At 39.3% G+C, this 13,252-nt stretch carries 12 protein-coding genes; 7 read left to right on the top strand and 5 right to left on the bottom strand.

What is annotated here, in order from left to right; all coding sequences use genetic code 11:
• Positions 1-82: 82 nt before the first annotated feature.
• On the bottom strand, positions 83-1,093 hold the full coding sequence (locus AWW73_RS15490) for an AraC family transcriptional regulator (protein ID WP_002116561.1): 1,011 nt from the start codon (positions 1,091-1,093) through the stop codon (positions 83-85).
• 210 nt (positions 1,094-1,303) lie between these two features.
• On the opposite strand from AWW73_RS15490, the gene AWW73_RS15485 reads away from it, so the two are divergent.
• From AWW73_RS15485 to AWW73_RS15460, 6 genes are all read left to right on the top strand, one after another.
• Positions 1,304-2,422 carry a CaiB/BaiF CoA transferase family protein gene (locus tag AWW73_RS15485; RefSeq protein WP_062850097.1) on the top strand — a complete coding sequence of 373 codons (1,119 nt, stop codon included), beginning with the start codon at positions 1,304-1,306 and terminating at the stop codon, positions 2,420-2,422.
• 155 nt (positions 2,423-2,577) lie between these two features.
• Entirely contained in the window at positions 2,578-3,810 is a 1,233-nt protein-coding gene (locus tag AWW73_RS15480) for a carbohydrate porin (RefSeq protein ID WP_079748533.1), read from the top strand.
• Positions 3,811-3,984: 174 nt separating this feature from the next.
• Positions 3,985-6,390, top strand: coding sequence for a glucose/quinate/shikimate family membrane-bound PQQ-dependent dehydrogenase (locus AWW73_RS15475; protein WP_062850096.1), 2,406 nt, complete (start codon positions 3,985-3,987; stop codon positions 6,388-6,390).
• A 167-nt stretch (positions 6,391-6,557) separates the two neighbouring features.
• Positions 6,558-8,201 carry a nitrite/sulfite reductase gene (locus tag AWW73_RS15470; protein WP_016143101.1) on the top strand — a complete coding sequence of 548 codons (1,644 nt, stop codon included), beginning with the start codon at positions 6,558-6,560 and terminating at the stop codon, positions 8,199-8,201.
• Positions 8,194-8,679 carry a DUF934 domain-containing protein gene (locus AWW73_RS15465; RefSeq protein ID WP_061874115.1) on the top strand — a complete coding sequence of 162 codons (486 nt, stop codon included), beginning with the start codon at positions 8,194-8,196 and terminating at the stop codon, positions 8,677-8,679. Before AWW73_RS15470 ends, AWW73_RS15465 begins: the two co-directional genes overlap by 8 nt.
• An 82-nt stretch (positions 8,680-8,761) precedes the next feature.
• The gene (locus tag AWW73_RS15460; protein WP_062850095.1) at positions 8,762-9,115 is read left to right on the top strand and encodes a DMT family transporter; all 354 of its coding nucleotides are present in this window, start codon (positions 8,762-8,764) and stop codon (positions 9,113-9,115) included.
• A gap of 54 nt (positions 9,116-9,169) precedes the next feature.
• Here AWW73_RS15460 and AWW73_RS15455 read toward each other — a convergent pair whose 3' ends face one another.
• From AWW73_RS15455 to AWW73_RS15445, 3 genes are all read right to left on the bottom strand, one after another.
• Complete coding sequence (locus AWW73_RS15455; protein WP_016143436.1) at positions 9,170-9,613, bottom strand: VOC family protein; 444 nt, start codon at positions 9,611-9,613, stop codon at positions 9,170-9,172.
• Between the two features lie 131 nt (positions 9,614-9,744).
• On the bottom strand, positions 9,745-10,920 hold the full coding sequence (locus AWW73_RS15450; protein WP_062850094.1) for a thiolase family protein: 1,176 nt from the start codon (positions 10,918-10,920) through the stop codon (positions 9,745-9,747).
• A 108-nt stretch (positions 10,921-11,028) separates the two neighbouring features.
• Entirely contained in the window at positions 11,029-11,544 is a 516-nt protein-coding gene (locus tag AWW73_RS15445) for a GspH/FimT family pseudopilin (protein WP_062850093.1), read from the bottom strand.
• A 379-nt stretch (positions 11,545-11,923) separates the two neighbouring features.
• Between AWW73_RS15445 and omp38 the strand changes: the two genes are divergently transcribed.
• Positions 11,924-12,967, top strand: a complete 1,044-nt coding sequence (omp38, locus tag AWW73_RS15440) for an outer membrane protein Omp38 (RefSeq protein WP_016143434.1) — start codon at positions 11,924-11,926, stop codon at positions 12,965-12,967.
• Between the two features lie 124 nt (positions 12,968-13,091).
• Here the strand turns inward: omp38 and AWW73_RS19040 are convergent, their stop codons facing one another.
• A complete protein-coding gene (locus tag AWW73_RS19040; protein WP_167370826.1) occupies positions 13,092-13,250 on the bottom strand; it encodes a hypothetical protein in 159 nt (52 codons plus the stop codon).
• Positions 13,251-13,252: the final 2 nt, after the last annotated feature.

The following is a 13,252-nucleotide window of genomic DNA, read 5'->3' as shown; positions in this document are numbered from 1 at the left end:
AGGTGATGATTTTTGCCAATAGAAATACAAAAAAGCCCAAGTTGAACTTGGGCTAAATGTGAAACTTAAATAGATTTAAGTATTAATGGTAACCGTGTAATTGACGATATAAGCCTGGAGTTACACCCGTCCACTTTTTAAATGCGCGGTGGAAGGTACTCGTTTCACTAAAACCAACTTGTTGAGCGACATCTTCAAGTGTTAATTCAGGATTGAGTAATAAGTGAATTGCAGCATCTCGACGTAAGGCATCTTTTACGCCTTGATAGCTTTTACCTTCAGCAGCCAAGCGGCGACGTAAGGTCTGAGGAGATAGATACAACATTGATGCAACGTCATTAAGCGTTGGCATTTCTTCACCAATTTGGCTTTTGAGCACTTCACGAATACGAGAAGTTAGCGAATTGGTATTTTTGAATTTTACTAAAAGCTGAGCAGGTGCTGCTTTTAAGAACTCTTCTAGCGTTTTTTCATCTTGGCGGATTGGCAAATCAAGATAATCAGCCGCAAAGGTAATTTCCGTACGCGGTGCATCAAACTGCATGACTGGTGCAAAAAATAATGCATCATATTCATCTGCATGGGCAGGACGTGGATAGCTAAAATGAACACGCTCTAATGGCAAACGACGTTCAATTAACCATGATGCTAGACCGTGCCAAATCATGAGCATACTTTCAGTAATGAAATGATCTGGATCTAAAGTTTTTGGAATGAGGGGAACGAGACGTGCTTCATGCTTGTCACGTTCTAGCGTTACAGACCATTCATCGCCAAATAATTTGTAGAATTGAGATGATAGTTCAAGAGCTTGGCCCAATGTTTTTGCATGAATAATCAACTGACACATAATGGCAAAAGTGCCCAGACGACGTGGTTGTACGTCAAATCCAACGTGTTCATCCTGTGTGACCATCCACAACATTTTTATAAAACGAGTGTATTGTTCTGGTGAGATTCGAGCTTTAGGTTGACGTAATAGTTCCGCTTCAATACCCACATGTGAAAGGAGCATTTCAACATCCATGCCAAGGCGTTTTACGCCTGTCAAAGCCGCATTCACGAAGTGGATGCTAATCGTATCGCGACTCATATTGAATCCTTCAGTCTCTTTGATGTTCACTTTAAATTGACCTAAATGACCGTCTAAAAAAATAAATTGGCGATTTACAACAGAGTAAAAGCACTTTTTACATGTTAAATTGCCGAAATGATCAAGGTAAATGGCTGAACATGACATTGTTTTAGTATATTTGCTTAACTAATATAAAAGAAAATTCGAATAATAGTGGTTAAAAATACGATGACAACAGCATTAAATGGACTTAAAGTTCTCGATTTCTCGACGCTCTTACCAGGACCTTTTGCGACAATGTATCTGGCTGATATGGGAGCAGAAGTCATCCATATCGAATCTCCATCACGTCCTGATTTAATCCGAATCATGCCACCATACGCAAATGGTCAAGCAACGGCACATAGCTATCTAAACCGAAATAAACAGTCGATTGTTCTCGATTTAAAAGATAAGGCGAGTATTGATCTGATTAAAGCTAAAATTTCTGAGTTTGATATTGTCATTGAGCAGTTCCGACCTGATGTGATGCGCCGTCTCGGATTAGACTACGCGACACTTGCCGAAATTAACCCACGTCTCATTTATTGTTCAATTACAGGATATGGACAGACAGGGAGCTATAAAGATAGAGCTGGGCATGATATTAACTATTTAGCTTTAGCGGGTATTGCTGGATATAGTGGCCGACAAGACAGTGGTCCGCCACCGCTCGGTATTCAAGTTGCAGACATTGCAGGTGGTTCACTTCATGCTGTCATTGCAATTTTAGCGGCGGTTGTCGAACGCGGACGTAGTGGAATGGGACAATATATTGATATTTCCATGACCGATTGTGTTGCTAGTCTAAACAGTATGGCCGCATCAGCAACACTTGCTGCACAGGTTGAACAGGCACCAGAGCATGGCATGCTCAATGGCGGTATTTTTTATGACTATTATATGACTCAAGATGGCCGTTATCTTTCAATAGGTAGTCTTGAGCCACAATTTATGTCTGGTTTATCAGTGGCTCTTGATTTGCCTTTATTATTACAAAAGGGCGCTTCTTTAGATGTAAAAGATCGACAGGAAGTTAAACAAGCGATTCAAGAGAAAATTAAAACGAAATCATTTAAAGAATGGCATGAAATTTTTACAAATCTTGATGTGTGTGTAGAACCTGTTTTAAGCCTAACTGAGTCGTTAAATTCGCCTTTAGCACAAGAACGTGGATGGATTGTGGATGTACCTTTGCAAAATAATACAGCGGATACAGAACCACAATTGGCTTGTCCAATTAAGTTTTCAAGATCGAAAATGAGATATTCCTTTATAGGTCAAAAACTTGGTGAAGGGCAATGGTAAAGAGATGAGGCCATTTTTCATACAATGTGTATTAAGATTATTATTAGATTAATCAATCGATTAACATTTTGAATAATTTCTTTACATAAAATTAGCGTACCCTTTATAAACAAAGACATAAAAGGTATGTAAACATGAAAACACATAAATCCTTGATGGCTTCCTGTTTATCCGTTTTATCAATTACTCTTTTTATACAGCATGCACAAGCTGCTGCTGCATTCGACCCAAATAGTCCTTGGATGTTGGGTGATTGGAACGGTCAACGCACTGCGTTACAAGCACAAGGTTATGATTTTTCTTTTGGATATACCGGCGAATATGCCGGTATTTTAGATTCAAAAAATACATCTACGCATGGTAGTGCTTATACGGGGCAACTAGCACTAGGAACTCATTTTGACCTAAACAAAATTTTAGGTTGGCAAGACACTGAAGCTCAAATCACATTAACTTATCGTGATGGGCAGTCGCTTTCTGAACATTCACCAGCTTTAGCAGGGCACTTAAGCTCGGCACAAGAAGTGTGGGGGCGTGAGCAAACTTGGCGTTTAACAGATTTATGGATTAAGAAAAAATTCATGGATCAAAAATTAGACGTTAAAGTCGGTCGTTTTGGTGAAGGTGAAGACTTTAATAGTTTTGATTGTGATTTCCAGAACTTGGCGCTTTGTGGTTCGCAAGTCGGTAACTGGGTGGGCGATCAGTGGTATAACTGGCCAGTAAGTCAATGGGCAATGCGTGTTAAATATAACTTGCAACCTGACTTATATACGCAAGTTGGTGTATATGAATACAACCCAGAAAATCTGGACCGAGGCAAAGGTTTTAACTTAAGTACTGATGGTTCTCACGGTGCAATTATTCCTGCCGAAGTAGTTTGGTCACCTAAATTAGGTGCTCAAAGTATGGCGGGTGAATACCGTTTAGGTTATTACTACAGTACTGCTGATGCCAAAGAAATTGCAGATGAAACCAAAAACTCTCATAAACAAGGGGTGTGGGTAACTGCAAAACAAAAATTATTCCAGCCTGCTGATCAAACAGATCGCGGTTTGACAGGTTTTGTCAACCTGACTTTCCACGACTCTGATACCAACAAAATTGATAACATGCAAAATGTAGGCTTGGTCTATAAAGGTTTGCTCAATCAACGTCCTCAAGATGAGTTGGCACTCGGTGTGGCTCGTATCCATATCAATGATGATTGGAACGATGTTCAAAATAAAGAATATGACACTGAATACAATACCGAGCTTTACTACGGTATTCATGCCACTAACTGGTTAACTATTCGTCCAAATGTGCAATATGTTCGTCATGTTGGTGCATTAAAAAATGGTGATAACACTTGGGTTGGCGGTATTAAATTCTCAACTGCATTCTAAGCGTAATTACTCCGAAAAACGGATTGTCGAGGGCTAACTCATTGATTGAAGTATCCTGACCTTCCGTTTTTTCTTGATGCCTGAATTTGTTTTAGATGTATTGGTGATGCCATTTTTCTATAAGGTTCTTGGCACATCTTTCCTATAAAAATGATGATTGATAAGAGGTGGTTTATGAATCAACCTACTTCAAGATCAGGTTTAACGACTTTTACCGTAATTATTATTGGGTTACTGGCGTTATTCCTGTTAATTGGAGGTATTTGGCTCGCTACACTAGGCGGTTCAATTTACTACATTATAGCTGGTGTATTACTTCTCATTGTTGCATGGCAACTCTACAAGCGTGCTTCTACTGCTTTGTGGATTTATGCTGCATTCATGCTAGGTACCATTATCTGGAGTGTCTGGGAAGTTGGAACAGACTTTTGGGCGCTTGCACCACGTTTAGATATTTTAGGTATTCTTGGTTTATGGTTATTGGTTCCGGCTGTAACTCGTGGAATCAACAACCTTGGATCAAGTAAAGTTGCCTTATCTTCAACTTTAGCAATTGCAATCGTGTTGATGGTTTATTCTATCTTCAATGATCCGCAAGAAATTAATGGAGAAATCAAAACTCCTCAACCAGAAACTGCTCAAGCCGTACCTGGTGTTGCTGAGAGTGATTGGCCTGCATATGGTCGTACTCAAGCAGGTGTGCGTTATTCTCCATTGAAACAGATCAATGACCAAAACGTAAAAGACTTGAAAGTTGCTTGGACTTTACGTACTGGCGATCTTAAGACAGATAACGACTCTGGTGAAACGACCAATCAGGTTACACCGATTAAAATCGGTAATAACATGTTTATTTGTACAGCTCACCAGCAGTTAATTGCGATCGATCCTGCGACTGGTAAAGAAAAATGGCGTTTTGATCCGAAACTTAAAACGGATAAATCGTTCCAGCATTTAACTTGTCGTGGTGTGATGTACTACGATGCAAACAATACAACTGAGTTTGCAACGAGTCTTCAAAGCAAGAAATCTAGCTCTACACAATGTCCACGTAAGGTATTTGTACCAGTCAATGATGGCCGTTTAGTGGCTGTAAATGCTGACACTGGTAAAGCATGTACTGACTTTGGTCAAAATGGTCAAGTGAACTTACAAGAGTTTATGCCATATGCGTATCCAGGTGGTTATAACCCAACATCTCCTGGTATTGTGACTGGTTCAACTGTTGTTATTGCTGGTTCTGTAACAGATAACTACTCAAATAAAGAGCCATCTGGTGTGATTCGTGGATACGACGTTAACACTGGTAAACTTCTTTGGGTATTTGATACTGGCGCAGCAGATCCAAATGCAATGCCGGGCGAAGGTACTACTTTTGTTCATAACTCACCAAATGCGTGGGCACCTTTAGCATACGATGCCAAACTTGATATCGTTTATGTACCAACAGGTGTAGGTACACCAGATATCTGGGGTGGTGATCGTACCGAGCTGAAAGAGCGTTATGCAAACTCAATGTTAGCGATTAATGCTTCTACTGGTAAATTAGTGTGGAACTTCCAGACAACCCATCACGATTTATGGGATATGGACGTACCATCACAACCATCTTTAGCTGATATCAAAAACAAAGCTGGCCAAACTGTTCCTGCAATCTATGTATTGACGAAAACAGGTAATGCCTTTGTGCTTGATCGCCGTAATGGTCAACCAATTGTCCCTGTAACTGAGAAACCAGTTCCACAAACAGTTAAACGTGGACCACAAACTAAAGGTGAGTTCTATTCAAAAACTCAGCCATTCTCTGACTTGAACTTGGCGCCACAAGATAAATTGACTGATAAAGACATGTGGGGTGCCACTATGCTTGATCAGCTCATGTGTCGTGTATCTTTCAAACGTCTAAATTACGATGGTATTTATACTCCACCATCTGAAAACGGTACTTTAGTTTTCCCTGGTAACTTAGGTGTATTTGAATGGGGTGGTATGTCAGTTAACCCTGACCGTCAAGTTGCTGTAATGAACCCGATTGGTCTGCCATTCGTAAGTCGTTTAATTCCTGCCGATCCAAACCGTGCGCAAACTGCAAAAGGTGCGGGAACTGAGCAGGGCGTACAACCGATGTACGGCGTACCGTATGGTGTTGAAATTAGCGCATTCTTATCTCCGCTTGGTTTACCTTGTAAACAACCGGCTTGGGGATATGTAGCTGGCGTTGATTTGAAAACTCATGAAGTGGTATGGAAAAAACGTATTGGTACAATTCGTGACAGCTTACCGAACTTGTTCCAGTTACCAGCCGTGAAAATTGGTGTGCCTGGTTTAGGTGGTTCAATTTCTACTGCTGGTAATGTCATGTTTGTTGGTGCAACTCAAGATAATTACATTCGTGCGTTTAACGTTACTAATGGTGAAAAACTTTGGGAAGCGCGTTTACCAGCAGGTGGACAAGCGACACCAATGACTTATGAAATCAATGGTAAGCAATATGTTGTGATCATGGCTGGTGGTCATGGTTCATTTGGTACGAAAATGGGCGACTATTTAGTGGCTTATGCCTTACCGGATAACAAATAAAAAAGCATTCATAGAAAGGGCCTGGATTTATCCGGGCTTTTTTTATGTCGATTTATATTAAAGCTTATCAATAAAACCGTTATTAAATATGCAAAAAAAGCATTTTATTGATGAATAAAAGCTCGCTATGCTATCCGCCTTAATAATGAATCTACTAGCCATACGCCATGTATTTATATACCGATTTCGACCAGCAACTGGTTAATGAACGAGTTGCTCAGTTCCGTGATCAAACAGAACGCTATTTAGCTGGCAAACTTTCTGAAGACGAATATCGTCCATTACGTTTGCAAAATGGTTTATATGTGCAACGTTATGCGCCTATGCTGCGTATTGCTGTGCCGTATGGCTTAATGAATTCTAAACAATTACGTAAAGTTGCTGAAGTTTCAACTGCTTATGACCGTGGCTATGCACACGTATCTACACGTCAGAACATTCAGTTAAACTGGCCTGCGCTTGAAGATGTGCCAGACATTTTGGCGGAACTTGCAACTGTACAAATGCATGCCATTCAAACCAGTGGTAACTGTATTCGTAACACAACGACTGACCAATATGCAGGTGTGGTTGCTGGTGAGATTGCAGATCCACGTCCAACATGTGAATTGATTCGTCAGTGGAGTACATTCCACCCAGAGTTTGCATTCTTACCGCGTAAGTTCAAAATTGCTGTTTCTGCACTTGAAGAAAAAGATCGTGCGGCGACTGCATTCCACGATATTGGTGTTTATATCGTACGTAATGAAGCGGGTGAAATCGGCTATAAAATTATGGCGGGTGGTGGTTTAGGCCGTACCCCAATCATTGGTAGTGTCATTCGCGAGTTTTTACCACGTGAAGATTTAATTGCTTACTTAGAAGCAGTTCTCCGTGTTTATAACTTGCATGGCCGTCGTGATAACAAATATAAAGCGCGTATCAAAATTCTTGTTAAAGCATTAACTCCTGAAGTGTTTGCACAGAAAGTTGAAGCTGAATTCGAACATACACGTGAAGCATTGAAAATTCAGCCAGAAATCTTGAAAAAACTGGATGAAGAATTCACACCGTTTGATTATCAAGATTTAGAAGATGAAGACTTCACAGCTTTATTTGCTGAGCATCCAAAATTCAAACAATGGTTCAATATCAACACGCATGCGCATAAAGTGAAGGGCTATCGTATTGTTACGATTTCTCTAAAACGTGCAGGTATTGCACCGGGTGATATGACCACCGAAGAAATGAATTTTATTGCAGATCTTGCTGATAAATATACGTTTGGTGAACTTCGCACGACTCACGAACAAAACATTGCTTTGGCAGATGTGCCTCAAAAAGATTTGTTCGATGTATGGCAAGCGCTTGAACAACAAAATATGGCGCGTGCACATATCGGTTTTATTACCGATATCATTAGTTGCCCGGGCGGTGATTTCTGTTCACTTGCAAATGCGAAATCAATTCCAATTGCTGAAGCAATTACACGTCGTTTTGATGACTTAGACAAAGTCTATGATCTTGGTCATTTAGATCTAAATATTTCTGGTTGTATGAATGCTTGTGGTCACCACCACGTTGGTAACATCGGTATTTTAGGTGTAGATAAAAAAGGTGCTGAGTTCTACCAAATTACATTAGGTGGTAATTCAGACCATGATGCATCAATCGGTGATATCTTAGGGCCATCATTTGCAGCAGATGCTGTCCCTGATGTCATCGAAGAAGTATTGAATACTTATCTTGATTTACGTACTGAAGGTGAGCGTTTTGTTGATACATATCGCCGTGTAGGAATTCAACCATTTAAGGAGCGTGCATATGCTTAATACAGCTCTACCAGTGCTTTATAAAGATGGCACGATTGCAGATAATACTTATCAAATCATTGCTGAAGATGGTGTTGTTCCACAAGGTGACGTTGTTATAACAACAGCTCAACTCGATCAATTAGCTAATATTCAAGGCAAAAAAGCTTTGTATGTGACTGTGAATGATTCACCTGAAGAGCACGCATTTCCATTAAATGAACTTGATGCAATTTTCATTGAGTTTGCAGGTTTTGGTGATGGGCGTGGTTATTCGTTCGCTGCACTATTACGTCGCCAAGGTTTCAAAGGTGAATTGCGTGCAACTGGCGATGTATTTAAGGATGTCTTAAATTACTTAAAACGTTCAGGTTTTGATAGTTTTGTGATTAAAGAAGGTAAAGATGTGCAAGAAGCGGCAGCTGGTTTGCAAGACTTTACCAACCCATATCAAGCTTCAACGGCCGTACAGCAAGCAAGTTATCAAACTGGTGCTTAAATAGTTTTAAAATATAGAAGGCTGAACTCTGGTTCAGCTTTTTTTATGAATAATTTTCACATGATTCAACTGAAGAATAATAATGTTAGGTTTAATTTCAAAAATAAATCCCGGTGCTTGGTGGTTACTGTTTGCTATAGCAACAGATGTTCTTTCAACATTTTATTCTGCTAAGGGGGATGGTTTAGTCAATAAAACAGCTCAGGGCATTGCTCTGGTTTTGTATATTATTTCTTTTGCATGTGCTGCTATTGCTTTGAAGTATATGCAAGCTGGAATCTTGTATGTGCTTTGGTCTGGAATAGGTGTATTAGCGACGGCTTTTTTAGCAAAGATTTTTCTTGGTCAAAATATTGATATTGCTGGGTGGGTGGGGATAGGTTTTATTACTGTAGGTTTAATGATTATTGCGCAATATTCCAATATAGATGTTTAAAGCCCTTATAGAAATACTAAGTATCTCTATAAGGGTAGTTAGATATTGAAAACATTAAGTATCAAGTTGACAGTTAACCATCCACTTTATACCGAACTGATCGGTAAAAGCGCCGTACAGTGCACCCCAGAAAGTTTTTTCTAGAGGCATTTCAATTTGACCATTAACAGATAGGGCATCAAAAAGTTGTTTTGCTTTTTCTTGCTCATCTTTTTCAAGATTGATCGAGATATAGTGATTATTTCCTTGGGTAAAAACACTGTTAGGGGCACAGAACTGATCATTTGTATCTGAAGCCATAAGTACAGTGTATTCATTAATTGGTAGAGAAACATGAAGAACTAGATTTTTGTCGGCTTCCGATAATGTTACACCTTCAGGCGCGGGCATATCACCATAACGGCTTAACATGGCGAATTCACCGCCAAATACTGATTTATAAAAATTAAAGGCTTGCTCTGCCTGACCTTGGAAATTGAGATAGTGATTGAGTTGCATTGTTATTGTCCATTGTTGTTTTCGTTTAAAGGAATAAGTTAAAACTTAAAAGTGATTTTGTGAGTCATTTTTTGTAGTTTTTTCATAAAAAAAATCCCACCGAAGTGAGATTTTAAAATAATGAATTTGGATTAAATGAGTTCAATTGCAACGGCTGTTGCTTCACCACCGCCAATACAAAGTGCAGCAATACCTTTTTTACCGCCAGTACGTTTCAGTGCATGAATAAGAGTAAGAATAATACGAGAACCTGTAGACCCTACTGGATGACCGAGGGCACAAGCACCACCATTGATATTTACTTTTTCAGCATCAAGTTTGAAGTCATCAATTGGGCACATGGTAACCATAGCAAAAGCTTCGTTAATTTCCCAAAGGTCAACGTCTTGAGCATTCCATCCCGCTTTTTTAAGCACTTTTTCGATAGCACCAACTGGAGCGATCGTAAATTCTGAAGGATGCTGAGAATTTGAAGCTGTCGCGATAATTTTTGCAAGCGGTTGTAAGCCGCGTTGCGTAGCAACTTCACTTGAAGTTAATACTAATGCAGACGCGCCATCCGAAATAGAACTCGCATTTGCTGCGGTAATTGTACCGTCTTTTGCAAAAGCTGGTTTGAGTGAAGGAATCTTATCAATCTTTGCATTTAAAGGTTGTTCATCTTGATCAATAACGACATCGCCTTTACGACTAGGTACGGTAACTGGAACGATTTCATCTTTGAAATAGCCTTCAGTAATTGCTGTTTGAGCACGTTTCAAAGAGCGAATCGCAAAGTCATCCATTTGTTCACGTGTATAGCCACGAGTATTTGCCATATCTTGAGCAAAAGAACCCATTAAACGGCCAGTTTCAGCATCTTCAAGCCCATCAAAGAACATGTGATCTTTAATTTCACCATGGCCCATGCGGTAGCCAGCTCGTGCTTTTGGTAAAATATAAGGTGCATTTGTCATAGACTCCATGCCGCCAGCAACAACAACTTCAGCACTACCAGCTTTAATCATATCAGCGGCTTGCATAACAGCTTTCATGCCAGAACCACAAAGCTTGTTAATCGTTACTGCACCTGTAGAGTCTGGTAAGCCAGCTTTACGCATGGCTTGGCGAGCAGGGCCTTGTTTTAAACCAGCAGGAAGGACGCAACCCATAATGACTTCTTCGACATCAGTAGGTTGTAAACCTGCTCGTGCGATTGCTTCTTTAATCGTTACAGCACCTAATTCAGGCGCTGTAAGTCCTGATAGTGATCCTTGAAAACCACCCATGGCAGTACGAGCACCATTCACAATTACGATGTCAGTCATTGTTGTAATCTCCGATTGTTCTTAATCTCAAAATAAGAAATGTTTAAAACCTAGGCAGTATATTGCAAAAATCAAAGAGAGATATCTTCTGCATTAGACTGTAGAGTTCTAACAATTTTTAAGGTCTTCAAAACGGGTGTGTCCCATTTTGCTGAGGATTAATTTAAAGTTTTTATCTTGGTTATAAGAACAATAAGTAAAAGTGCCATTAGATTCGCGTGGAAGACCAGTGTCACCCTGAAATACAACACTATTTAGTTTTTTCCCAAACTTTTGAAATTTTAAAGAACCATAGTGATGGTCAAGTTCAATATTGCTTAAAATCTCCTCATAGCTTTCTCTCTGTAGGTTATGATTTGTGTCTACAAAGCTGATAAGGCCTGTATCCCAATTACTATTACATATAGACAAATCAACACTTGGGCAAAGTACGACGCTCTTATGTCGTAGAATTGCGTCGTATTTGGCTTTTTGTATATGAATTGTGAGTAGTCGAGATGAATTTTTTAATTCTACAGAAGCCATAAATTGATGATATAAAGGAAGCGCTATAGTGATCATAATCATAAGAATTGCGAGCGTTATAGTGAGTTCCAACAACGTGAAACCGGGAGTTTTAAACATTAAAATTCCTTAATATATAAAGAAATATTTTGATTTTATGCTTTCTATCAATGATTTATAATGATTTTTATAGTGAGGAAACACAAAATTAAATAAAGGTTATCAGGATGCTAGAATACTGGTAAAATCACCGTAAGCGAAAGAAAGAAGTTGTTCATATTTGCTAGTTGAGTGAAAAATTACCGAATTACAACGGAAATTGTAAGTAATTTTGTCAATAATTTACTTGATTAAAATTATCAAGCACTTGGAAAGTCTATCAAGTGTTTGTATGATTCAAATGTGAATAGCTTAAAAATAATACTGGGGTGAAAATATCTCAGGGGCCAATAAATTTAGGCTGAGCTTGAACAACAATTGTTATCTCTGGAGGATATCCATGAAATTGAGTCGTATTGCACTTGCTATGCTTGTCGCTGCTCCATTAGCTGCTGCTAATGCGGGCGTAACTGTTACTCCTTTATTAGTAGGTTATACTTGGCAGGATAGTGACCACAACAACGATAAATTAACAGATCATGCTGAATTACAAGATGATTTATTCGTTGGTGCTGCACTAGGTGTTGAATTAACTCCTTGGTTAGGTTTCGAAGCTGAATATAACCAAGTTAAAGGTGATCTTGAAGGTACTGGCGTAGCTGGTTCTGAATACAAGCAAAAAACTATTGCTGGTAACTTCTACGCAACTTCAGATTTGATTACTAAGAACTACGACAGCAAATTCAAGCCGTATGTATTATTAGGTGCAGGTCAAACTAAAACTGAGTTTGATGGTATCTATGAAGACAAGAAAGACACTATCGGTAATGCCGGTGTTGGTGCTTTCTATCGTTTGAACGATGCATTATCACTTCGTACAGAAGCTCGTGGTACTTATGATTTTGACGAAAAATACTGGCGTTATACAGCTCTTGCTGGTTTAAACGTAGTTCTTGGTGGTCACTTGAAGCCTGCTGCTCCTGTAGTAGAAGTTGCTCCAGTTGAACCAACTCCAGTTGCTCCACAACCACAAGAGTTAACTGAAGATCTTAACATGGAACTTCGTGTGTTCTTTGATACTAACAAATCAAACATCAAAGACCAATACAAGCCAGAAATCGCTAAAGTTGCTGAGAAGTTAACTGAATACCCTAACGCTACTGCACGTATCGAAGGTCACACAGATAACACTGGTCCACGTAAGTTGAACGAACGTTTATCTTTAGCTCGTGCTAACTCTGTTAAATCAGCTCTTGTAAACGAATACAACGTTGATGCATCTCGTTTGTCTACTCAAGGTTTCGCTTGGGATCAACCGATTGCTGACAACAAAACTAAAGAAGGTCGTGCTATGAACCGTCGTGTATTCGCGACAATCACTGGTAGCCGTACTGTAGTTGTTCAACCTGGTCAAGAAGCGGCAGCTCCTGCAGCAGCTCAATAATTTGAGTTCTTGAACAGTAAAAAAGCGACTCGTTAGAGTCGCTTTTTTTATGGCAGTTTTTAATATATTTAATCATTTTTAAATCTCCTAATTCATAATATTTTTCAAAAATTGGCAAAAATATTTACCAAACGCCTTTCTTCAATTGCTGTTTAGTATCTTGCCTATCTTTACGATGTTGGGCACGAGGTTTTTCCGTTTCATGCATCCCACCTTTGTGAAGTAAAGGAGATAGAGCCACTTGATTACGGACTTTAATCTTTGGCATTTCTTTAATTTTCATGC

The organism is Acinetobacter lactucae (assembly GCF_001605885.1).
GTDB classification, from domain to species: Bacteria; Pseudomonadota; Gammaproteobacteria; order Pseudomonadales; family Moraxellaceae; genus Acinetobacter; species Acinetobacter lactucae.
Note: the sequence above shows the minus strand (reverse complement) of the source record. Positions and strands in the feature narration are given on the sequence as shown.